General features: G+C 70.5%; 20 protein-coding genes. 11 read left to right on the top strand and 9 right to left on the bottom strand.

Translation table 11 applies throughout. From position 1 onward, the window contains the following. Positions 1 to 11: 11 nt before the first annotated feature. Positions 12 to 905: an ATP-binding cassette domain-containing protein gene (locus AB663_RS07355; RefSeq protein ID WP_067197423.1), complete on the top strand. Its 894-nt coding sequence runs from the start codon at positions 12 to 14 to the stop codon at positions 903 to 905. Then, positions 902 to 1,720: an ABC transporter permease gene (locus tag AB663_RS07350; protein ID WP_067197419.1), complete on the top strand. Its 819-nt coding sequence runs from the start codon at positions 902 to 904 to the stop codon at positions 1,718 to 1,720. The genes AB663_RS07355 and AB663_RS07350 overlap by 4 nt, the downstream gene beginning before the upstream one ends. Positions 1,721 to 1,812: 92 nt before the next feature. Here the strand turns inward: AB663_RS07350 and AB663_RS07345 are convergent, their stop codons facing one another. Continuing rightward, on the bottom strand, positions 1,813 to 2,229 hold the full coding sequence (locus AB663_RS07345; protein ID WP_067197416.1) for an ArsR/SmtB family transcription factor: 417 nt from the start codon (positions 2,227 to 2,229) through the stop codon (positions 1,813 to 1,815). 97 nt (positions 2,230 to 2,326) lie between these two features. Between AB663_RS07345 and AB663_RS07340 the strand changes: the two genes are divergently transcribed. The 4 genes from AB663_RS07340 (at position 2,327) to AB663_RS07325 (ending at position 6,837) form a co-directional block, all read left to right on the top strand. After that, positions 2,327 to 3,757 carry a TrkH family potassium uptake protein gene (locus tag AB663_RS07340; protein WP_067202357.1) on the top strand — a complete coding sequence of 477 codons (1,431 nt, stop codon included), beginning with the start codon at positions 2,327 to 2,329 and terminating at the stop codon, positions 3,755 to 3,757. Then, complete coding sequence (locus AB663_RS07335) at positions 3,750 to 4,421, top strand: potassium channel family protein (protein WP_067197412.1); 672 nt, start codon at positions 3,750 to 3,752, stop codon at positions 4,419 to 4,421. Before AB663_RS07340 ends, AB663_RS07335 begins: the two co-directional genes overlap by 8 nt. A gap of 65 nt (positions 4,422 to 4,486) precedes the next feature. After that, positions 4,487 to 5,263 (top strand): ABC transporter ATP-binding protein, encoded by a 777-nt coding sequence (locus tag AB663_RS07330; RefSeq protein WP_067197409.1) that lies wholly within the window; start codon positions 4,487 to 4,489, stop codon positions 5,261 to 5,263. Beyond that, on the top strand, positions 5,245 to 6,837 hold the full coding sequence (locus AB663_RS07325) for a hypothetical protein (RefSeq protein ID WP_067197406.1): 1,593 nt from the start codon (positions 5,245 to 5,247) through the stop codon (positions 6,835 to 6,837). The genes AB663_RS07330 and AB663_RS07325 overlap by 19 nt, the downstream gene beginning before the upstream one ends. 60 nt (positions 6,838 to 6,897) lie before the next feature. Here the strand turns inward: AB663_RS07325 and proC are convergent, their stop codons facing one another. After that, positions 6,898 to 7,737 (bottom strand): pyrroline-5-carboxylate reductase, encoded by an 840-nt coding sequence (gene proC, locus AB663_RS07320; RefSeq protein ID WP_067197404.1) that lies wholly within the window; start codon positions 7,735 to 7,737, stop codon positions 6,898 to 6,900. Between the two features lie 82 nt (positions 7,738 to 7,819). Here proC and AB663_RS07315 point away from each other — a divergent pair, with 82 nt between their 5' ends. Together AB663_RS07315 and AB663_RS07310 are read left to right on the top strand one after the other, a co-directional pair. Next, entirely contained in the window at positions 7,820 to 8,791 is a 972-nt protein-coding gene (locus tag AB663_RS07315; protein ID WP_067197401.1) for a cation diffusion facilitator family transporter, read from the top strand. Between the two features lie 7 nt (positions 8,792 to 8,798). After that, the gene (locus AB663_RS07310; RefSeq protein WP_067197398.1) at positions 8,799 to 9,689 is read left to right on the top strand and encodes an alpha/beta hydrolase; all 891 of its coding nucleotides are present in this window, start codon (positions 8,799 to 8,801) and stop codon (positions 9,687 to 9,689) included. A gap of 132 nt (positions 9,690 to 9,821) precedes the next feature. On the opposite strand, the gene AB663_RS07305 is transcribed toward AB663_RS07310, so the two are convergent. Further along, positions 9,822 to 10,277: a nucleoside deaminase gene (locus AB663_RS07305; protein WP_067197395.1), complete on the bottom strand. Its 456-nt coding sequence runs from the start codon at positions 10,275 to 10,277 to the stop codon at positions 9,822 to 9,824. A 69-nt stretch (positions 10,278 to 10,346) separates the two neighbouring features. Here AB663_RS07305 and upp point away from each other — a divergent pair, with 69 nt between their 5' ends. After that, a complete protein-coding gene (gene upp / locus AB663_RS07300) occupies positions 10,347 to 10,979 on the top strand; it encodes a uracil phosphoribosyltransferase (protein ID WP_067197392.1) in 633 nt (210 codons plus the stop codon). A 45-nt stretch (positions 10,980 to 11,024) separates the two neighbouring features. Here the strand turns inward: upp and AB663_RS07295 are convergent, their stop codons facing one another. The 3 genes from AB663_RS07295 to nadE form a co-directional block, all read right to left on the bottom strand. Further along, entirely contained in the window at positions 11,025 to 11,921 is an 897-nt protein-coding gene (locus tag AB663_RS07295) for a GNAT family N-acetyltransferase (protein ID WP_232304662.1), read from the bottom strand. Next, complete coding sequence (locus AB663_RS07290; protein WP_083511157.1) at positions 11,918 to 15,394, bottom strand: TM0106 family RecB-like putative nuclease; 3,477 nt, start codon at positions 15,392 to 15,394, stop codon at positions 11,918 to 11,920. Before AB663_RS07290 ends, AB663_RS07295 begins: the two co-directional genes overlap by 4 nt. Before the next feature lie 131 nt (positions 15,395 to 15,525). Further along, positions 15,526 to 16,344, bottom strand: coding sequence for an ammonia-dependent NAD(+) synthetase (gene nadE, locus AB663_RS07285; RefSeq protein ID WP_067197390.1), 819 nt, complete (start codon positions 16,342 to 16,344; stop codon positions 15,526 to 15,528). A gap of 96 nt (positions 16,345 to 16,440) precedes the next feature. Here nadE and AB663_RS07280 point away from each other — a divergent pair, with 96 nt between their 5' ends. Next, on the top strand, positions 16,441 to 16,998 hold the full coding sequence (locus AB663_RS07280) for a phosphorylase family protein (RefSeq protein WP_067197388.1): 558 nt from the start codon (positions 16,441 to 16,443) through the stop codon (positions 16,996 to 16,998). A 131-nt stretch (positions 16,999 to 17,129) separates the two neighbouring features. Here the strand turns inward: AB663_RS07280 and AB663_RS07275 are convergent, their stop codons facing one another. The 3 genes from AB663_RS07275 to AB663_RS07265 all read right to left on the bottom strand — a co-directional run bounded on the left by AB663_RS07275 (position 17,130) and on the right by AB663_RS07265 (position 21,746). Next, entirely contained in the window at positions 17,130 to 20,138 is a 3,009-nt protein-coding gene (locus tag AB663_RS07275) for an AAA family ATPase (RefSeq protein WP_067197384.1), read from the bottom strand. Then, complete coding sequence (locus AB663_RS07270) at positions 20,138 to 21,307, bottom strand: exonuclease SbcCD subunit D (RefSeq protein WP_067197380.1); 1,170 nt, start codon at positions 21,305 to 21,307, stop codon at positions 20,138 to 20,140. Before AB663_RS07270 ends, AB663_RS07275 begins: the two co-directional genes overlap by 1 nt. 130 nt (positions 21,308 to 21,437) lie before the next feature. Next, positions 21,438 to 21,746, bottom strand: coding sequence for a GNAT family N-acetyltransferase (locus AB663_RS07265; RefSeq protein ID WP_067197377.1), 309 nt, complete (start codon positions 21,744 to 21,746; stop codon positions 21,438 to 21,440). A 327-nt stretch (positions 21,747 to 22,073) separates the two neighbouring features. Between AB663_RS07265 and AB663_RS07260 the strand changes: the two genes are divergently transcribed. Next, positions 22,074 to 22,772 (top strand): winged helix-turn-helix domain-containing protein, encoded by a 699-nt coding sequence (locus AB663_RS07260; protein ID WP_067197375.1) that lies wholly within the window; start codon positions 22,074 to 22,076, stop codon positions 22,770 to 22,772. The last annotated feature ends 25 nt before the right edge of the window (positions 22,773 to 22,797 follow it).

The raw sequence follows: 22,797 nt of genomic DNA, 5'->3' as shown, positions 1-22,797 counted from the left end.
AAAGGAACACCATGATCCCCGCCATCGAGGTACGGGGCCTGCGCAAGGCCTTCGGAGGACGCCCCGTCGTGGACGGCCTCTCCTTCACCGTCGCGCGCGGCGAGGTCTTCGCACTGCTCGGACCGAACGGAGCCGGCAAGACCACGACCATCAACATCCTCACGACGCTCGTCGCCGCGGACGCAGGCACCGCCACCGTCGCAGGCTTCGACACCAGGACGCAGAGCACCGCCGTGCAGCAGCGGATCAGCCTGACCGGTCAGTCCGCCGCCGTCGACGACGCGCTCACCGCCTCGGAGAACGTCGTGATGTTCGCCCGGCTCAGCGGCTACGGGCGCGCGTCCGCCCGTCGCAGGGCATCCGAGCTGATCGCGCAGTTCGATCTGACGGATGCCGCCAAGCGCCCCGTCCGCACGTTCTCCGGGGGCATGCGCCGCAGACTCGACCTCGCGCTGAGCTTCGTCATCGCGCCCGAGATCCTCTTCCTCGACGAGCCGACGACGGGACTGGACACCCGCAGCCGGCGCGACCTCTGGGACATCATCCGCTCGCTGGCCGCGGCGGGCACGACCGTGTTCATGACGACGCAGTACCTCGAGGAGGCGGATCAGCTCGCCGACCGCATCGCCGTGCTGCACGACGGAGGGATCGCCGCGCTGGGATCCGCCGCCGAGTTGAAAGCGCGTGTCGGCGGCGACACCGTCGAACTCCACGACGCACGAGGGACGCTTCTCAGCGAGATCCCGACCGACGGATCGGTGTCGGGGCTGCGCCGCGCGCTCGATCGACTCGACGAGTCGGGCCGGGACGGCATCGTCACGCTGCGGCGCCCGACCCTCGACGACGTCTTCCTCGCCGTCACCGAACACTCCGCTGACACCATCACCCTGAAGGAGCCCGCATGAGCACCCTCGCCCACGCACACACCACGTCCGCATCGACTCCGGCTCTGCGCCCGCGCCTGCGCGGCGTCACCGCGGAGAGCATCTTCGTCGGACGAAGCCTTCGCCACTCGCTCCGCGACGGGGAATCCCTCGTCATGGCCATCATGCTCCCCGTGATGCTCATGCTGATGTTCACCTGGGTGTTCGGCGGCGCGATCGATCCGTCCGGGGCGTACGTCGACTATGTCGTGCCGGGCATCATCCTGACGTGTGCCGGCTTCGGAGCCTCGTCCACCGCGGTGTACGTCGCCGGCGACATGCGCTCGGGCATCATCGACCGATTCCGCACCATGCCGTTGCGCGCCGGCGCCGTGCTCACCGGTCACGTCATCGCGAGCGTGCTGCGCAACCTCGTCGCGACCGCCATCGTGATCGGCGTCGGCGTGCTCGTCGGGTTCCGCCCGACCGCGTCGTTCATCGAGTGGGTGGCCCTGGCCGCCCTGATCACCCTGTACATCCTCGCCCTCACCTACCTCTTCGCCGCGATCGGCCTGGCGGCGGCGAGCCCGGAGGGTGCCAACGGATACGGGTTCATCCTGCTCTTCCTCCCCTACCTCTCGAGCGCGTTCGTGCCCGTCGCGAGCATGCCGGAGTGGTTGCAGCCGGTGGCGGCGAACCAGCCCATCACGCCGATCGTCGAGACCATCCGCGGCCTCCTCATGGACACGCCGCTGCACGCCGAGCCGTGGTGGGCGATCGGCTGGTGCCTCGCCATCCTCGCGGTCGCGGTGGTCTGGGGATCCTGGCTGTTCCGCCGCAAGGCAGGGCGGCGCTGACCCCGCGAGCCCTTCCGGCGTCGGCAGAGCCCGCGCACGAAGAGAGAGCCCGCGCACGAAGAGACGGCCCGACCCGTCGGGAGAACCGTCGTTCAGCCGCCGAACCGCTTCAGCGCGGTCGTGACCGCGTGCGCGGCCGAGGCCGCAGCCCTTCCGACGACCTCGGCGGCATGAGCGGCGCCGTCGGGGAGAGGCTGCCCCGGATAATCGACGTCGGGCGCCTCATCGCCGTATGCGTCGACGAGGAAGGGGACGAGCCAGTCGTCGACGGCTTCGAGCGGCGCGACCGACAAGCTGTAGAAGCGCCGCTGCCCGTCTTCGCGCACGGTGACGAGCTCTGCGTCGCGCAGCACCTTGAGGTGCTTCGACACGGTGGGCTGACTGATGCCCAGATCGGCGACGATCTGGCTCACGCTCGTCCCCGCGTCACCCTCGGCGGTCCTGCGCAGGAGGAGCTGGAGGATGTCGCGCCTCGTGCCGTCCGCGATCACGTCGAAGATGTCGGTCATGTGATCAGGCTAGTCTCCCCCGGCACGGAGTACCATGACGAAGGCTCGGCCAGCGGCGCCGGGCATGGGCGCACAGCCGGAGGCGAGAGGGGACGCGATGTCGGGCATCGTTTCGGCGTCGTCTCCCCGTCAGCGTCTGGAAGGCGTGGCCGGTTGGGGCAAGCACATCGTGACCTCATCGCCGTCGCGATTCGCGATCGTGGTCTTCGCCCTCCTCATCCTCGTGTTCACCGTGCTGCTGTCGTTGCCGATCTCGTCGGCCAGCGGCGAGGTCACACCGCTCTCCGACGCCCTGTTCACCGCCGTCTCGACGATCTGCGTCACCGGTTTGGCGACCGTCGACATGGCGAACCACTGGTCGCCGTTCGGTCACGTGCTCGTGTTCATCGGCGTCAACATCGGCGCGCTCGGCGTGCTGACCCTCGCGTCGCTCATGGGCATGCTGATCTCGAAACGGCTCGGGCTGCGCGCCAAGCTCATGGCGGCCGGCGACACCAACCCGCTCCGCGCGCACGGCGGCGTCGTCAACGAGAGCCAGACCGTGCGCCTCGGCGAGGTCGGCCAGCTGCTCATGACGGTGGCCCTGTCGGCCCTCATCATCGAAGGCGCACTCGCGGTGCTGCTCTACCCCGCCCTCGTGATGGCGGGCGTCGACGCCTTCGCCGCCCTGTGGGAGGCGCCGTACTTCGCCGCCATGGCGTTCACCAACACCGGATTCGTCCCCAACGACGGCGGCGTCGCGGTGTTCGCCGACGACTACCTCGTGCTCACGCTGCTGATGGCGGGCGTCTTCCTCGGGAGCATCGGCTTCCCCGTGATCTACACCCTGGCGAAGCACACCTGGCACGTGAAGAAGTGGTCGCTGCACTCGAAGCTGACGATCGTCACCACGGTGCTGCTGTTCTTCGCAGGCGCGGCGGTCTTCCTGATCCTCGAATACGACAACCCTGCGACCTTCGGCTCGATGGACGCGACGGACACCACCTTCCAGGCGTTCTTCCTCTCGGCCATGACGCGGTCGGGCGGCTTCAACGTCATCGACATGGCCGACTTGAACGGCTCCTCGCTGCTCGCCGCGTGCATGCTCATGTTCGTCGGCGGCGGCTCGGCGTCGACGGCCGGCGGCATCAAGGTGACCACGCTCGCGGTGCTGGCGATCGCGGTGTGGTCGGAGGCCCGAGGGCGCCAGTCGGTGCAGGTCTTCGGACGCCGCATCCCCAGCGACGTGCAGCGCGTCGCGCTCAGCGTCGTCGCGTGGGGAGCCACGATCGTGGCCCTCTCGACCATCGTGATCGCGCAGATCACGAAGGACGACATCAGCCACGTGCTCTTCGACGTGATCTCGGCGTTCGCCACCGTCGGCCTGTCGTCCGGGCTCACCGAGACCCTGCCGGACTCCGGTTCCTACGTGCTGGCCGCCACCATCTTCATGGGGCGCGTTGGTACAGTGACACTCGCCGCGGCGGTCGCCGCGACCTCCCGATCGCAGTACTACTCACTGCCCGTGGAAAGGCCCATCGTTGGTTGAAGTCCTCCGGGGCGACGCTCCCGTTCTCGTCATCGGTCTCGGCCGGTTCGGCGCCGCGTGCGCCGGTGAGCTCGACCGTCTCGACCGCGAGGTGCTCGCCATCGACGAGAACCTCGAGCTCGTGCAGAAGTGGTCGGACCGGGTCACCCACACCGTGCAGGCCGACGCCAAGAACATCGAGGCGCTGCAGCAGATCGGCGCGCAGGACTTCCAGGTCGCCGTCGTCGCCGTCGGCTCGTCGATCGAGGCGTCGGTGCTGATCACGGCCAACCTGGTCGACCTCAAGGTTCCGCAGATCTGGGCCAAGGCCGTGTCGCAGTCGCACGGCAAGATCCTCGCCAGGGTCGGCGCGAACCACGTCATCTACCCCGAGCGCGAGGCCGGCGAGCGCGTCGCCCACCTCGTCTCGGGACGGATGCTCGACTTCATCCGCTTCGACGACGACTTCGTGCTGGCGAAGATGTACCCGCCGAAGTTCATCCGCGGCATCGGCCTGAACGAGTCCGGCGTGCGCTCGAAGTACAAGGTGACCGTGGTCGGCGTGAAGAGCCCCGGCAAGCCGTTCCGCTACGCCGAGGCGACCACCGTGGTCACGAACCACGACCTGATCATCGTGTCGGGCACCAACAGCGACATCGAGCGGTTCGCCGCGCTCGACCGCTGAGCCGCGTCACGATATCCCCCGCGCGACGGATGCCGCGGCATCCGTCGTCGTGATGGGATGGGGGCATGACCGACCCCACAGCGGCCCCTCCCGTGCTCGCCCTCCGCGGCCTGCGCAAGCAGTTCGGACGGAAGATCGCCGTCGACGATCTCTCGCTCGACGTCCCGTCCGGCACCATGCTCGGGCTCCTCGGCCCGAACGGAGCGGGCAAGACGACGACGCTCTCGATGACGACCGGGCTGCTGCGCCCCGACGCGGGAACCGCGTGGGTGCTCGGTGTCGACGTCTGGCAGAACCCCGCGGAGGCCAAGGCCAGGATGGGCGTGCTGCCAGACGGCATCCGCATGCTCGACCGCCTCACGGGCGCCGAGCTGCTGCGCTACAGCGGACTCCTGCGCGGCATGCCCGAGGCCGACGTCGTCTCTCGCGCGGGCGAGCTGCTCGACGCCCTCGGCCTCGCGGATGCGGGGAGCACGCTCGTCGTGGATTACTCCGCCGGAATGCGCAAGAAGATCGGTTTGGCGTGCGCGCTCATCCACGCGCCGCGGCTGCTCATCCTCGACGAGCCGCTCGAGGCCGTCGATCCCGTGTCGGGCGAGACGATCCGCCAGATCCTGCGCGCCTTCGTCAACGGCGGCGGGACGGTCGTGCTGTCCAGCCACGTGATGGAGCTCGTGGAGTCGATGTGCGACCGGGTGGCGATCGTCGCCGAAGGCCGGTTGCTGGCGAACGGCAGCCTCGACGAGGTGCGCGCGGGGATGTCGCTGCAGCAGCGCTTCCTGTCGCTGGTCGGCGCCCACGAGCTCGGAGCGGAGACGCTGGCATGGTTGCGCTCCTCGTAGGGCTGCGCTGGCGCCAGCTCGGCCACCAGCTCGCCCGCAACCCGTGGATGATCGTCACGCTCGTCATCACGGGGCTCATGGCTCTCGGCTTCCTGGCGCTGCTCGCGGCCGGCCTCCTGGCGCTGCGCCTCGCGGCTCCGGGCAGCGCCGTGACGGTCATGGTGCTCGCGGGCGCCGTCATCGTCGCCGGCTGGTGGGTGGGCTCGCTGCTCGTGAGCGGCGACGATTCGCTGGCGCCGGAGCGGTTCGCCCTGCTGCCCGTCACGGCGAAGACGCTGCTTCCAGGCCTCGTGGTCGCGGGCACGACGACGATCGGCGGCATCGGGACGGCACTCGGGCTGCTGCTCATGCTGGTCGGCTGGTCGGTGAACGGCTTCGCCGTCATCGCCGCGCTGCTGACCCTCCCGCTCGCTCTCGCGCTGTGCGTGCTCGGTGCCCGAGTGATCAGCGGGGTCCTCGCGGGATGGCTGGCCAGACGCCGGGCGCGCGACCTCGTGATGACGATCGGCGTGCTGCTTGCGGCGTGCTCCGGCCTCATCATCAATCTGGTGCTCAGCGCACTCCGTCGGGTCGGAGACATCGGCGCGGTCTTCGGCGGTGTGGCGGAGGTGCTCGCCTGGACGCCGCTGGCGGCCGTCTTCGGGGTGCCCGCCGCGCTCGTCGAGGGCGAGCTGGGGTGGGCCGGCGCGCGGCTGCTGATCGCCCTCGCGACCGTCGTCGCGCTGTGGTTCGCCGCGCGGGCGCTGCTGGCCGCTCGCCTCGTCGCGCCGATCCAGAGCAGCGGCGGTGGACGGGTCCGTTCGGGCGGCATCGTCGACCGGATGCTCCCGGCGAACCCGGTCGGCGCGATCGGAGCCCGCTCGCTGCGCTACTTCCGCCGCGACCCGCGTCAGGTGATCAACATCGTCATGATGCTCTTCCTGCCCGCGATCCTCGTCGGCGTCATCGTCATGAACCGCGTGAGCGATGACGCAGTGGGATTCGTGTCGGGTGTGGTGCTCGTGCCGGCGATCAACGCGCTCCTCGCCGGCACGATCGTGCAGATGTCGATCGCCTACGACAACGATGCCGTCGCCCTGCACATCCTCTCCGGCGTGCGCGGCACGGCCGATCGCTTCGGGCGCCTGCTCGCCTTCGGCGTCGTCGCGGTGCCGCTGACGGTCGTGCTGTGCATCGCGAGCTGCGTGCTCGCGGGTCGGATCGATCTGCTCCCGGCGAGCCTGGGCGCGGCTCTCGGCCTCGGCGCGGTGTCGGCGGGCGCAGGCGCGTTCGCCGGCAGCTTCCTCCCCGGCAGGGCGCCGGCGCCCGAGGCGAGCCCGTTCGGACGCGGATCGTCCGGCGGCGTGCAGTCGCTCATCGCCATGGCCGTCATGTCGCCGATCACCCTGATCCTCGGCGCCCCGGCCCTCGGCTTCGCGATCGCCGCGCTCAGCGCCCCGGCCCTCGGCTGGGTGAGCCTCGCTTGCGGTGTCGTGCTGGGTGCCGCGGCGGTGTGGGGCGGAGGGGCGCTGGGGGGCCGCATCCTCGACCGCCGCTGGCCCGAAGTGCTCGCGGAGGTGTCCAGCGAGTCGTGAGCCGGGCCGGGCGTGGCGGCCAGACCTCGAGCTCCGACGCGCCCGTCCGTGTGCCGCGGCTCAGGCTCCGGCAGCCAGCTCCTTGGCACGCGCCAGGGCGGCCGCCGCGGCATCCGCGAAGATCCGGTCGAGGTGGGCGTCCTGCAGCACTGCGATGGCGCGCTCGGTCGTGCCCTTCGGACTCGTCACCCTGCGACGCAGCTCCGCCGGGTGCTCCCCCGATGCGTCGAGCAGGGCGGTCGCTCCGATGAAGGTCTGCTCGGCCATGAGCCGCGCGGCGCCCTCGTCGAAGCCCATGCCCATGGCCGCCCGGGTGAACTCCTCGATGAGGAGGAAGACGTACGCGGGGCCCGAGCCGGAGATCGTGGACAGCGCGTCGATCTGAGACTCCGGAACCTCGATGACCGCGCCGACGGTCTCGAACAGACGACGCACCACCGCCAGGTCCTCCGCCGTCGCCGCGCTGCCCGTCGCGAGGCCGGTGACGGCACGGCCGACCGTGGCCGGGGTGTTGGGCATGGAACGGATGACCCGCGCGCTCTCCCCGAGCGCGTCGGCGAACGTCCGCAGGGTCACGCCGGCCGCCAGGCTCACCACGACGGCGTCCTCACGCAGGCGCGGCGCGATCTCGCGCAGCAGATCCGGCACCATGGCCGGCTTCACCCCGACGAGCACGATGTCGGCGGATGCCGCGGCCTCGAGATTGCCCTCGGGAGCGTCAGCGAGAGCGATGCTCGTGACCCCCGGCAGGTCGGCGAGGACCGCCGCGCTCTCGGGAGAGCGATTGGTCGCCGTGATGCCGCCGTCGACGCGGATGCCGCTGGCGATCACGCCGCGCAGGATCGCTCCCCCCATGGATCCGGCACCGAGGAACGCGAGAGCGGGGAGCGAGTCTGCCATGCCGTCATCCTACGGCGGGGCGACCCCGCGACGTGCCGCACGGCCCCCGCGAGCGCGGGAGCGACGGTCCTACACTCGAACCATGAGTGCATCGGGTGGCAGCAGGGCAATCATCGCGGCGTTCCTCGCGAACATGGGGATCGCGCTGGCGAAGTTCATCGCCTGGGCGCTCTCGGGCTCCGCATCGATGCTCGCCGAGGCGATCCACTCGGTCGCGGATTCCGGCAACCAGCTCCTGCTGATGTTCGGAGGCAGGAAGGCGCAGCGCGCCGCCGACCGCGAGCACCCGTTCGGGTACGGGCGCGAACGCTACGTCTCGGCCTTCGTGGTGTCGATCATCCTCTTCTCGGTCGGCGGCGTCTTCGCGATCTACGAGGGGGTCGACAAGCTCCGAAACCCCCACGAGCTCGATCACACGTGGTGGTGGCTCCCGCTGGCGGTGCTGCTCGTGGCGATCGTGCTGGAGTCGTTGTCCCTGCGCACCGCCGTGAAGGAGAGCAATGAGGTGCGCGAGAAGGGACAGTCGTGGGCGACATTCGTCCGCCGAGCGAAGGCGCCCGAACTGCCCGTGGTGCTGCTCGAGGACACCGGCGCGCTCACCGGTCTCGCATTCGCCCTGCTCGGCGTCGGGCTCACGCTGATCACGGGGAACCCGCTGTTCGACGCTCTCGGCACGATCATGATCGGCGTGCTCCTCGTCGCCATCGCCATCGTGCTCGGGATCGAGACGAAGAGCCTCCTGATCGGTGAGGGCGCGAGCCCCGCGGACCACGACCGCATCGTCGACGCGATCAACGACGGAGACGAGGTGGAGAAGATCATCCACATGAAGACGCTCTACCTCGGTCCCGATGAGCTGCTCGTCGCCGCGAAGGTCGCCATGAGCTCCGACCGGCCGCTGCGCGAGGTGGCCGACGACATCAACGCCATCGAAGCGCGCATCCGCGAGTCCGTTCCCGTCGCCCGGGTGATCTACATCGAGCCCGACGTGTACCGGCCCGCGATCGACCCGGAGCCCTCGACCGACGTGTTCGTGCTGAAGTCCTCCGACTGACCCGCTGGTGACCGACGCGTTCACGCACGCGCTGTCGCGCGTCGACCTGCCCACCGGGACACGGCACCAGCTGCACAACGTGCAGGCCGTTCTCGACCGCGACCCGCAGGCGCACCTGGAGTCGTTCTCGCTGGTCGGCGAGCGCGCCTATGCCGTGATCTCGTTCGGCGATGTCTCCACCGCCGATCTCGTCGTCTTCGTCCTGCACGGCATCGACACCGATCTGAGCGCGCTGCCATCGTGGGCGGATGCCGCCCAGCGCATCTGCGCCGACGTTCTGCGCGCGTGCGTCGCGCGAGGAACGCCGCGGTCGGTCGCGACGATCGCGTGGTTCGGGTGGGACTCGGGCACCCACGTGACCGCGCGGTCGACGACGCATGCGACGATCGGGGCGGCGAGGCTCGCCGTCGACATCGACCGCGTCAGGGAGCGGAACCCGGCGGCGCACATCGCCGTCGTGACCTACTCGTACTCGACGACCCTGCTCGGAGAGATGCTGGCGCTCGGCATGTCCGGCCAGGTGCACACGGCCTTCTCGATCGCCTCGGCCGGTGTCACGCACGCGGCTCGCGTCGCGATCGCCGACGCGATCTCCCGTGGCGACCTCGTGCTCTATGCCACAGAGGGGGCCGACGACGGCATCGCTCCGCTGGGGCGGCTCGGACAGCATCCGGTCGACCCGCGGGACATCCCCGGGGTCATCGTGTACGAGTGCGACGGCGGCCCGGCGCCCGCCGTCGACGGAGGGACTGTGCCCGGCCTTCCCGTCGAGGGCCACGCGTCGCAGAGCACCGTCGACGAACACGGCGTGCGCCACATCGGGTACTTCGACGAGCGCGCACAGGGCTACCTCACGCTCGTGGGAGCGCTTGCCGATGCCGCCGCCTCGGCGCGGTAGCGTCGCGCGCGGGCGCGCTCGGGTGCTCGGCCGTGCGTGCGGTGCTCGACCGTGCGTGCGGTGTTCGACCGTGCTCGACCGTGCGTGCGGTGCTCAGCCGTGCGTGCGGTGTTCGACCGTGCTCGGCTGTGCTCAGCGGCGGCGCTCGAAGAACGACCGAAGCAGCACGGTGGCGGCCTGCTCGTCGACTCCTCCGACGACTTCCGCGCGATACGGGAGGCGGCGGTCGCGCAGGACGTCGTACATCGACCCGGCCGCCCCAGCCTTGTCATCCCATGCGCCGAACACGACGCGCGAGATGCGGGCCTGCAGGATCGCGCCGGCGCACATCACGCACGGTTCGAGAGTGACGACCAGGGTGTGACCATCGAGATTCCATGAGCCGACGGATGCCGCCGCCTCGCGCAACGCGTTGATCTCGGCGTGCCCGGTGGGATCGTGGCTCTCCTCGCGCGTGTTCCGACCATCGGCGACGATATCTCCGTCAGGCCCGACCACCACGGCGCCGACGGGGATCTCCTCGGCTGCGCCGGCCTGCGCCGCGAGCTCGAGAGCCCGCCGCATGGCGCGCGCGTCGGCTGCTGTCATGAGTTCGAGCCTACGGCGTCCGCACACGTCGATGTCGTGCCGGACCGGGCTGCCCGTTAGCCTGTATCCATGCGTGTTCACGTCGCCGACCACCCCCTCATCACCCACAAGCTCTCGGTGCTGCGTGACGCACGCACGCCGTCGCCGGTGTTCCGTCAGCTCACCGAGGAGCTCGTCACGCTTCTCGCATATGAGGCGACGCGCAATGTGAAGGTGAGCCCGGTCGAGATCACCACCCCCGTCACCACGACCATCGGCGTGAAGATCTCCGAGCCGCGGCCCATCGTCGTGCCGATCCTCCGCGCCGGCCTCGGCATGCTCGAGGGGCTCGTCAAGCTGCTGCCGACGGCTGAGGTCGGCTTCCTCGGCATGGTGCGCGACGAGACCACCTTCGAGCCGACGACCTACGCCGAGCGACTTCCGGACGACCTGAGCGACCGTCAGTGCTTCGCGATCGATCCGATGCTCGCGACGGGCGGGTCGCTGGCCGCCGCGATCCAGTTCCTGTTCGACCGCGGCGCCAAGGACGTCACGGCGATCTGCCTGCTCGGCACCCCGGAGGGCGTTGCGGCGATCGAGGCGATGGCGGGCGACCGCGACGTGACCCTCGTGCTCGGCGCGCTCGACGAAGGACTCAACGAGAAGGGGTACATCGTGCCCGGTCTCGGCGACGCGGGCGACCGGCTCTACGGCACCGTCTGAGCCGGTTACCCGGCGGACTCCGACGTACGACTCGCGGGAGGCGGATCACACGGCGAGCCGGAAGGCGCGTTCGTCGCCGAAATGCGTGAATCCGCACCGCGCGAGGATCGGCGCGGATGTCGCGTGCCGGCCTTTGACGAGCGCGGTCGCGGCTCCCCGCTGACCGCTCGCCCTGAGACGTTCGGCGAGCACAGCGCGATAGGCGCCGCGACCTCGCGCGTGCGGCAGGGTGGCTGCGCCCCAGAGGCGCGTGAAACCGCCGACGATCGTACACCCGGCGGTGCTCACCGCTTCGCCGTCGATCCGCGCGAGCACACGCAGACCGCTCCCGTCAGCCAGCGCGGCCCGGACGTCATCGAGCTCCGCCTGCAGGCCCTCGGCGTCGAGCGGCTGCTGCTGCCACACGTCGACGTTGATCGCATCGACGTCGCGCACCTGCTCCATCGTGCGCACGATCTCCGACTCGATGCCCGAAGGTACGGAGATGGCTGCGGCATCGAGCGGCAGCGCGAAGACGGCCACGGTATCGATGTGCTCGGCGCCTCGGCGACGCAGCTCGTCGTCGAGCCCGGGGGCATCGGACCCACTCGTCCAGATCGTGAGCGTGCTCTCACCCCACTCGCGCGTGCGTTCCACCGCCCGCTCGACGACCGTTCGCGCGTCGTGGCACGACCTGACCCGCGAGCCTCGCACGCCCCCGCCGAAGCGCGCCGGGTACCGCGCCAGGTGGATGTCGCCTTCGTCATGCTCGCTCCCGCCGGGCATCCACACCCATTCGGCCGCGGCACGGAGGATCTCATCCGCGCTGTGGTGGCCGGCCCATCCCGCATGACCCGAGGCGGCGGCATCCGCCCACGCCGGGGACGAGGCCTCCACGCCGACCGGAGCGCCGCCGACGGCATCCGCGTAGTTCTGCCGCGTCGGCGGCGTCTGCGCGCTCACTCGGCTGCTCCCACGAGACGTGCGAAGGCGCTGAGGCGGGCGACACCCTCCGGTGTACGGGGAAGGTCGTCGAGCAACGCCGGCGAGTGGATGAGGTACGCCGCGACCTGAGCACGTGAGATCGCCACGTTCAAACGGTTCTGCAGCAGGAGGAACTCCGGTCCACGAGGCGCATCGCGCCCGCTCGACGCCGCCAGAGAGGTGATCGAGACGACGGCCTCCTTGCCCTGGAAGTTGTCGACGGTTCCCACTGGGACGTCGCCGAAGCCCGCCGCGGCGAGAGCCTCGTGCACCACCTGGCGCTGAGCGTTGTACGGCGTCACGACGATGATGTCGCGTGGGGCGAGAGGTCTCCGCGACGCGCGTTCATCGTTGTCGGTGAACGTACGGCCGACGAGATCGCGCACGATCCGGACGACGTGCTCCGCCTCCTCCGCGGATTGCGTGGCATTGCCCCTGTGGCGCACGGGGACGACGTGAAGGCCGGGATCGACGCCATCGAGCGAGCGGCGCTCCGCCCCCGGTGCGGAGGCCAGCTGCCCCGCGTATGCGAGAGTCGACACCGGCGCCGCGACCGCCGGGTGCATGCGCCAGGACTGTGCGAGGAAATAGCCGTACTCGGGACGTACGACCTCGTCATCGCCCATCACCCAGCCCAGCGCCGACGTGTCGACGGGCTCGGGGTGCGCCCCCTGGCTCACCTGCGGAAGCTGCTGGGGATCGCCGAGCAGGAGAAGCCGTGTGGCACCGGCCGCGACGGCGATCGTGGAGGCGAGCGAGAACTGGCCCGCCTCGTCGATGACCAGCAGGTCGAGGCCATGGCGGTCGACGCGCTGCGTGTTGCTGAAGTCCCACGCGGTGCCTCCGACGACCACGCCGTGTCCGTCGTGCTCCGCGAGGAACGACGCCATGCCGTTCTTCGGGATGACCGTGTAGGCCGGGTCGGCTCCTGGTTCCTTCGGCGCCTTCGCCACGCGCGAGGCGTCGCCCCCCGCCTCGACGACGCGGTCGAGCAGCGTCTCGATGATGGCGTGCGACTGCGCCACCACCCCGACCTTGAACCCGTGCTCGTTCACCAGACGCGCGATGACCCGTGAACCGGTGTACGTCTTGCCGGTTCCCGGCGGCCCCTGCACGGCGAGATAGCTGCGGTCCAGATCGAGGATCCCCCGCACGATGGCGTCGACCGTGTCGTCTCCGGCACGGGGCAGCGGCGCCCCGGAGACGGTTCTCGGGGGGATGCGGCGGATGATGTCGGTCGCCGCGTCGCACGGGAAGTCGGGGGCGGCCGCATGCACGGCGTCGGCCCACTCGTCGATCGCACCCTGCAGCGACACCACGCGAGGTGGCGCGGCCGGCGTGAGCGCCGTCGGCAGGTCGTCCCAGATCTGGCCCTGCACCGCCGACTCGGTCACGAGGTACCCGCCGTCGTCGAGCACCTCCGTGATGCGCACGGTGTGCGGAACGTGGACCGCTCGCGACGGCACGTCGACGTCGAAGGGCGCAGGCACCTCGTAGAGGGCGAAGGGCTCGGCGCCGGCGCCGAGCGTCGTACCGGGAGACACTTCGCCGCGGATCTCGATGTCGCGCGACATCACCCTCCGCCCCTCGACGACGCTCCAGTCACGGCGCACGGCAGAGACGAAGGGGTCGACCCGGATGACGTCGCGGGTCCCCTCCCACATCGTCACAGGCTCACGCAGCCGCTGGAAATGCGAGACCCAGAAGCTCTTCGCCTCGCGCGGGAAGTAGTCGATCGCCGCGGCCGCGATCCGGTGCATCTGGCCGTCGCCCTCTGACCTCGCCTCGCGCTCGGCGTCGGCGAGCAGCGCCACGGAGCGGGGCGACGGCTCGTAGATCACCTCGTCGGCCTCATCGGGCGGCGCCGGGGTCACCCCCTCGCGTCGCGCGATGTCGATGAGCCAGTTGCGGAGGCGCCGTGTCGACACGCAGTCGTAGCGGTTGTAGTCCGCGAGATCGGCGAGGACGGCGTCGGCTTCGTCTTGCGCGCCGGCGGCGGCCAGCTGACGTGCGGCGACGTACTGCACGATCGAGTCGTCGCCCTTCTGCACGTCGCTCGTCCGCACGTCGTCGCCCATGTAGAGAGGCTCGAGCTTCTTGATGGAGTACGACCTCGACCCCACCCGCACGGTGCGCAGCACCAGGGGGTACAGGTCGACGAACACGCCTTCGCGGAGCAGACGGTCGACCTCGGCCTCGCGCACGCCGTGACGCGCAGCCATGGCGACGAGATGCGACGTCTCGTAGGGCGCGTAGTGGTAGATGTGCATGCCGGGGTGCGCGGCCCTGCGAACCTTCACGAAGTCGAGGAAGGTCTCGAGCGCGCGCTTCTCGGCGTCGAAGTCGTGCGCCCAGAGCGCCGTGTACTGGTCGGCGTTGTCGACCCACCCGAACAGGTAGTCGATGCCCCACTGCGCGGTGCCTCCCGCCGCCGCCGGCTCCGTGTAGAGCGGGTCACCCTCGAAGTCGAAGAAGATGTCGCCGTGGCTCGGCACGGGCAGCGTGTGGATCGCGGCGGCGTAGTGCACCTCGTAGGTCGGAGCGCCGTCGGCGTCGGCGCGCAGCTGCAGCGCGGCCTGGCGCCGGAGCGTGTCGAACGTGTCAGGATTCATGCCCTCGGGGGCATCAGACGCCGCGGCGAGCTCGTCGATGGTGCGGATGCCTGCCGCCCGAAGCCGCGCGCGCTGGACGGGGCGCATGCGGGCGACCATGAGCAGATCGCGGTGGGCGACCACCTGCTCCTCGCAGGTGGCGCAGCGCCCGCAGGCCATGATCTCGAGGTCTCCCCTGTCGTCTCCCCAGGCGAGAGCGCTCCCCTCGACGCCGTCGGCGATGCGGCGATCGGCGATGAGCGCCCGCAGACGCTGCCGCCGTACCCGGAACAGGGGCATCAGGTCGTCGACCCGGTGCGTGCTGCGGGAGCCGTCGCCGAGGATGAGGTCGACCTCGTCGGATCGATCGACGCCGAGCTGATCGAGCTGATCGACGTATGCCGCGAGCTGCATGAGCGCGGTGACGCGCGCGGTGCGGGCGAGCTTGGAGTCTTCGACCCGCCACCGTCCGTCGTCGTCGCGACGCAGGAAGTCGGCGAAGCCCACGAACTCGTCGGTCGCGAACGCCGCCTGGAAGATGACGCGCACCGGAGATCGGAGCGCCTCGACGGTCTCTTCGACGGCCGCGGCGAGGGCTTCGGCGTCGCTCGAGGACACCTTGTCGATGACGTGGACGGCGTCGGATCCCAGCTCGCTCTGATAGCGGGCGAGCACGGCGCGCTCGTGGACGTCGCCGAGTTCAGCCGCACGGGCGAGGGCGGCGTCTTCGGGTTCTTCGACAGCGGGGACACGGCCGAGCTTCGCGTCGATGGCACGGCACCACGCGAACTCGCACTCGGCCGCCGCCTTGAGGTCGCTCGCGCTCCAGATGACGCGCTGCGCCTGAGTGTCGATCCGCACGATGCTCCGTTCTCTCGCCTTGCTTCGACACTAGCCGTGGCATCCGACACCGCCCGTCGTTCGAGGGCGCACACATCAATCCGCCCCGTCCTGTCAGGGGCGGGGCGGAGGGAGAGGCGGTGTCGACGGCGTCAGCGCCACCAGGTGTCGTCGGGCCCGACCGGAAGGTGGCGCTTGTGCTGCGTCGCCAAGTACTTCGACTCGATGCGCCCTGCGACCTCAGGCGGGACGGGCCTGCCCTCGAGGAAGTCGTCGATCTGCTCGTATGTGAGGCCCAGCTCGTCTTCGTCCGCCCGCCCCGGCTGCCCGTCGAGGAGGTCGGCCGTCGGCACCTTGAGCGCGAGCCGGTCGGGGGCGTCGAGCACGCGCAGCAGCGCTCGTCCCTGACGTTTGGTGAGGCCGGACAGGGGGAGGATGTCGGCCGCGCCGTCACCGAACTTCGTGTAGAACCCGGTGACGGCCTCCGCGGCATGGTCGGTGCCGATGACGAGCAGTCCGTCGTGCCCGGCGAGGGCGTACTGGGTGACCATGCGCACGCGCGCCTTGATGTTGCCGCGGTTGAAGTCGCTGATGTCGCTGGTGACGGCGAACTCGATGTCGGCCTCGACACCGTCGACGCCGTTCTGGATGTTGACCTCGACGGAGGAGTCCGGAGCGATGAACGCGAGCGCCGCCTCCGCGTCTGCGGCGTCGTGCTGCACGCGGTACGGCAGCCGCACCGCGAGGAACTTCGCGTCGCCGCCCTCGGCTCGCACGCGCTCCACCGCCAGCTGGGCGAGCTTCCCCGCCAGTGTGGAGTCCTGCCCGCCGGAGATGCCGAGCACGTAGCCGCGCGCTCCCGTGGTGCGGAGATAGTCGACGAGGAACTGCACGCGGCGCTCCACCTCGGCTTCGGGATCGATCTCGGACTTCACGCCGAGCGCTTCGGCGATCTGCTGCTGCAGGCTCACGATGGCTCCTCACTGTTCGTCGTCCCAGTATCTCCCCTGCGTGTTACGCATGCGTGACACATCGTCCTACCAGGTGCGACCTGAAAGGATGAGTCGGTGAAACTCCTCGTCGCCGCTCTGGCCTCCGAACTCTCCGCCTTCCCCGACTCCCTTCCCGGCTTCGACCGGCTGGTGACAGGTCCAGGGAAGCTGCAGGCGACGTACGCGCTCACTCGCGCGCTGGATGCCGCGGAGTACGACGAGATCGTCGTGGTCGGCACGGCCGGAGCGATCGACCGTGCGCTGGACGACGGCGTGCACGAGGTCGGCACCGCCTTCCAGCACGATGTCACCGACCTCGACGGCGTCGCCGGGCAGCACGTGTCGCTCCCCGCCCGCGTGTCGACGGGCATGCCCGGCGTCCTCATCGCGACCGGTGACCACTTCGTCGACGACGCCGAGGTCACCGCCGTCATCCGTCCGACGGGTGCAGCCCTGGTCGACATGGAGACCTACGCGTACATCTGGGTGGCCGGCCAGTTCGGCGTTCCGATCCGCGTGTTCCGGGCGGTGTCGGACAGCGCCGAGGACGGTGCGCTCACCGACTGGCGCGAGGCGGTGGCGCGATGCAGCGAACAGCTGCGCGCGTTCATCCGTGACGAGTACGGCGTCTGAGGTTCGGGCTGCACCGGATGCGGGCTGATTCCGGAGTCGTACCGGACGCGGGCTGAATCCGGAGTCCTGCCGGATTGGCGCCGAGTCCGGAGTCCTGCCGGGACGGGCGCCGAGTCCGGGGCCGCTTCCGCCTATCGCATCTCGATGACGCTCGGACCGTCCGCGGTCGCACGCACGGTGAGCTGGGCGGGGATCTGCTCCTGCATGGCCTCCACGTGACTGATCACGCCGACGGTGCGTCCGCCCTGTCGCAGCTCATCGAGAGTGCGCATCGCCACCTCGAGGGTGTCGCCGTCGAGCGACCCGAAGCCCTCGTCGATGAACAGGGTGTCGAGCCGGATGCCGCCCGCGCGCGCCGTGACGACTTCGGCGAGTCCGAGCGCGAGGGCGAGTGAGCTCAGGAAGGTCTCGCCCCCGGAGAGCGACTGGGCGGGGCGGGTCTGTCCGGTGAACGCGTCGTACACGACGATCCCGAGCCCGGAGGTCGCACCGCGCGCTGCCAGGGCGTCGGAGTGACGCAGCTGATACCGCCCTGCGGACATGTCGTCGAGCCGCCGGTTCGCCGCCTCCACGATCTCCTCCAGCTCGGCCGCGAGCACGAACGTCTCGAGCGTCATCTTGCGGGTGTTCGCCCCTCGCCCCGCGATGGTGTCTGCGAGGTCGCGCAGCACCTCGAACTCGGCTGCCTCTTCGGCGACTCTCGCCTGCTCCGCGGCGGCGGAGTCGATGAGCCCGGTGAGGCGCTCGACGGTCCCGACGACGCGAGCGGCTGCCGCCACGGCCTCGGTCCAGGTGGCGCGGGCTGCTGCGGCCTCACGTTCGAGCGGCTCGACGTCGATCGGCTCCTCGGGCAGCGTGCGCAGTTCGAGATCGAGCAGGATCGCGCGCTCTTTGCCCTTCTGTGCGGCATGCTCGTCGATGCGTGCCGCGAGCGCGGACTGCGCGGCGTCTGAACGCAGCGCCTCCTGCACCTCTGCCACGTCATCGAAGACCGATGCCGCGAGCGCGTCGCTCAGCGCCGACCGCGCTTCGGCCTCGGCGACGGATCGCCGCTCGCGCTCGCGGATCGCCTCCGCGAGGCGTCGCGCCGCATCCAGCTGCCGGGTGGCCTCGGCCAGCCTCTCGGCGACCGTCGAATGCGCAGCGCGCGCAACCTCGATCTCGGCGGCAGCCTCGGCCCGACGCTGCGCGAGCCGAGTGTACTCCGCACGGGCCGCTGCGAGCGCCGCGGTCTCCTCGGCGCGCTCCTCATCGGCATGCTGCGCGCGTCGTTCGAGTTCGGCGAGCTGCGCGTCGAGCGCGTTCGCCGCGTCTGCAGCCGCGAGACTCGCCTTGTGCGCCTCGGTCGCCGACGCGAGTTCTTCGCGTGCGACGGCGACGGAGCGCTGATCTGCGCGCGCTGCCGCGGCGGCAAGGGCCGCCCGCGTGGCCGCGAGCTTCTCGGCGGCGCGGCGCTCACGCTCTGCCGCGGCGTCTCGCGCTGCTTCGGCCTCGGCGACGTCGTCTGCGGAGACAGGATCCGCGAGTCTCGCCGGCGCAGGATGCTCCGTCGACCCGCACACCGAGCACGGTTCGCCGTCGACGAGTGCGGAGGCGAGCTCCCCCGCCATCCCCTCGGAGCGACGCGCCCGAAGTCGGGCGAACAGGACCTGGGCCTCGGCGAGCTCTGCGGCTGCCGCCGTGACGTCCGCATCGTCCGCGGCCTCCCGAGGGGTCAGCGCCTCGACTTCTTCGGCCGCGGCGAGACGCGCCGCAGCGGCATCCCGCGCGACCAGGAGATCAGGCGCGCGATCCGCGGCGCGGCGGGCCTCGTCTCTCTCCGCGGTCGCCGCGGCGACGAGTTCGGGCAGTTCCGCGCGTGCGGCGTCGGATGCCGCGATCCTCGCCGTGATCCCGGACACCTGGTCGTCGGCGGCGCGAAGCTCTTCGTCGAGGGCGGGCAGCTGCATCTCGAGCTCGTGCGCCCTCTCCCACGCCCCCGTCTCCTTCGTCCGTCGCGTGACCCACGCGTCGAGCACGTCGGCCGAGTCTCCGGGTTCGAGGGCCACTCCGTGACGCCCCCACTCACGGGCGGCGTCGCGTTGGTGCGCCACCGCCTCGTCGAGCGCCGCGGCCGCGCGGTCGGCGGCGGCGACGGTGGAGCGGAGCGCTTCAGCAGCCCGAGCGGCCGCGAGCTCGGCTTTGGCCGCCGAGATCGCGGGCTCTTCGGCCTCGAGACGGTCGAGCGCAATCCGCGCCCTGTCGCGCTCCTCCTGTGCGCGACGGTCATCGCGGGCGGCCGCGAGCGCCGCATCCGCTGCGTGCAATCGCGACTCGGCCTCGTCTCGCTCCGCCGTCCGCCGTTCGGCTCGGTAGTCGGCCCGCGCCTTCGCCGTGCGCAGGGCGTCGAGGCGCTCGTCGGTCGTCAGGGTCCGATCAGGGGACGCATCCGCGTCACCATCCTGCGTTCGCCCATCGCCCCACAGGTCTTCCGAGCTCACCACGTCTTCGGCGTCGTCGAGACGCGCCGTCACCGCAGCGAGACGGCTCCCGAGCGATTGCTCCGCTCTGCGGCGCCGTTCGTCGAACCGGGACTGGATGTCATCGAAGCGCTCCGTGCCGAACAGCCGACGCAGCAGCGCCTGACGATCCTTGCTGTTCGCCAGCAGGAACTCCGAGAAGCGGTTCTGCGCGAGGAGGATCACCTGCAGGAACTGCTCTCGGCTGAGCTGCAGGATCTCGTCGAGTTCGTTGGCAACATCGACGGCGCGTGCAGCCCGTCCGATCCAACCGGATTCGGTCCACTCGTCGAGCGCCACAGACGCCGCCTGCTTGGTCATCCCTCCGCCGCGCTTGGCCGGGCGGAGGTACTCGGGCGAGCGGGTGACGCGGAATCGCCCCGCCACCGTGCTGAACTCCACCACGACCTCCGACGAATCGTCTGGTTCGCAGTGGTCGCTGCGCAGCCTCTTCTCTCCCCCGTCGTAGCGGGGCACGCCGCCGTACAGCCCGAAGCAGACGGCGTCGAGGATGCTCGACTTGCCTGCGCCGGTACGCCCCGCGATGAGGAAGATGCCGTCGTCGGCGAAGCCGTCGAAGTCGACGACCTGCCGCGCACGGAACGGGCCGAAGCCTTCGACCTCGAGGCGGTGGAGCTGCATCAGACGAGAGCCTCTGCCCGCACGCGATCGTCGAGGACCTCTCGGATGAGCTCCTTCTCACGCTCCGTGGCGACGCGCCCGGCGCGGACATGTTCGAGGAACGCCTCGATCCGCTCGGTGTCGGTGACGGCAGCACCCAGGCGCTCGCCATAGGTGCGCTCGTGCTGCTCCGGCGACACCTCCGGCTGATGCTGCACCATGGCGCAGTAGGGGTAACGCTCGCGGAGCCGCCGCATGGGCTCGGCCTGCGGAACCGCATCGGTGTAGACCGCGCAGACCCAGTGGGCGGCGTGCGCCGCGACGAGTTCGTCGGCGAGGATCTCGTCGAGAGAACCCGTCAGCGTGACCAGGGGACGGGGTACGGGCAGCTCGAGCCATTCGACGGATGCGAGTCCGTCGGCGTCGAGGTCGACGAGCCACGAGCCGCGGGGCTTGTTCTGCTCTCCGAAGCTGTAGTGCAGCGGTGCGCCGGCGTAGCGCACACGCTCGCTGAGTCTGCTGCGCCCATGGATGTGCCCGAGCGCCACGTAGTCCGGGCCGTCGAACACCTCGAGCGGCACCAGGTCGAGTCCGCCCTGGCGCACCTCGCGCTCGAGGCCCGCGGTCGCCTCGACTCCGGAGGCGAAGCAGTGCGCGATCGCGACCGTGCGCCCTTCGTGCGCTCTCATGCCCTCGCGCACGAGGCTCATCGCGTGCGCCATGGTCTGCGCCTGCGTACGCAGCGGAACTCCGCCAGGACCGGCGTCGGGCCAGTGCTGACGGACGATCGCGGGCTCGAGGTACGGGATGCCGTAGAAGTGCACCGGGCCGTGCGCATCGCTCACCGTCACCGGGGTGCCGACGGCGAGCGGGTCGGTGATCACATCGATGCCGTCGCGCAGCAGGCGGGCTTGGAACCCGAGTCGCGCCGCCGAGTCGTGGTTGCCGCTCGTGACGATGACCCGCGCCCCGGTCTCGTGGAGCGCGAGCAGCACGTCGCTCAGCAACGTGTAGGCCGGGCCTGACGGCGTCGCGGAGTCGAACACGTCGCCTGCGACCACCACGACGTCGACGGCGTTCGCGCGCACCTGCTCGACGAGCGCGCCGAGTACCTCGGCCAGCGCGTCCATGGTCGAGTTGCCATGGAAGGTGCGGCCGATGTGCCAGTCGGAGGTGTGCAGGATTCGCATACCCTCACGGTACGGAGGGCCTCCGACATCGCCGGAGAGGCGTGCCGTCGATGCGCCGACACCGGGGCCGAACGGCCGTGCCGATGTAACACGGCGTCACACGATGAGAGGCGAGGCGGACGCGCGCGGCTCAGCGGCGACGCAGGAGGGACGCGTGCTCCGGGTGGGCCGCGAACCACTCTGCCACGTACCAGCACACGGGGTCGACCTTGCGATCGCCGCGGCGCTCGATGTCGGCGACCGCGCCGGCCACGACGGTCCCGGCGTAGCCGTGACCGCGGAAAGTCGGGATCGTGAAGGCCCTCGTCAGGGCGATCGTGCGTCCGTCGTCGCGATAGTCCAGAACGCTCACGAGCTGGCCGTCACGGGTCAGCGTGTATCGGGACGCATCCTTCTCGTCGGTCACGAGGAAGCCGTCGATCGTGCCCGAAGTGCTCATCGCGTCCACGTTACGCCGCGGGCACGGCGCGAGGGTCGTTTTGACACGCCCGGACTTGTTCCGACATAATCCCCCCATGACCACCAACGCACGCCCTTTGTCCGCCCAGGAGGCGAACGGGACTGCCGGGATGATGATGCCCGGTCGCGTTGGCATGTGTTGCCGAATGTGTCGCTGAACGAACAGCCACCCCGCCAGACCAGGCCGCTCGCTATCTGCGAGGCCTGAGTCTCCGAGCACCCACCCTGTGCTCGATATCCCGGCTCCGCCGGTCATTCATGCAACGCATCAGAGCCGCATCGGCTCTCGTCCCAAGGACTCATCATCATGTCGAACACCGCACTCCTCGAGCGTCCCGTCGCCTCCGCCGCCCGCACCGCGCAGCCCCGTTCCGCCGCTCCCGCGGCAGCAGACCTCCCCGCCGCCCGCTCGCCCCGCGGCTTCGCCCTCTACGTCGGCCTCGATGAGATCAAGGCAGCGGAAGCCGGCGTTAGCCTGCCGCTCCTCGTCGACGCCCTCCGCCGCACGCTGGCCGAGCTCGCCCCCGCCGCCGAGACCCACGCGACCGTCGCCCTGGCACCGCACGGCTCCGGCGGCCGCGACCTCGACGTGGTGCGGCTCGCGCTTCACGAGCCCGGTGCCATCGCCCGCACCAAGGCGGCAGCCGAGGAGGAGACGACCTCAGACGAGGGCGGCGTCGTCGTCGACATCTCGCGCAAGCGGGTGCTCATCGACGGCGAGTCGGCATCGTTCACCTACAAGGAGTTCGAGCTGCTGCAGTACCTCGTGCTGCGCGAAGGCCGCACGATCGAGCGCTCGGAGCTCGTGTCGGCGCTGTGGCAGGCCCAGGACGACGAGGCCCCCGGTGAGCGCACGATCGACGTGCACGTGCGCCGCCTGCGCGCGAAGCTCGGACGCTACGAGGACATCGTGCGAACCGTGCGCGGCATCGGCTACCGCTTCGACCGTCACGCCGACGTCGTCATCCGCTACGGCCACGGCACCCCGTCGCCCGACCGCTTCTGACGGAGCTGCCGAGCGCTCCCCAGGG

The organism is Microbacterium sp. XT11, from assembly GCF_001513675.1.
In the GTDB taxonomy this organism is placed as follows: domain Bacteria; phylum Actinomycetota; class Actinomycetes; order Actinomycetales; family Microbacteriaceae; genus Microbacterium.
Note: the sequence above shows the minus strand (reverse complement) of the source record. Positions and strands in the feature narration are given on the sequence as shown.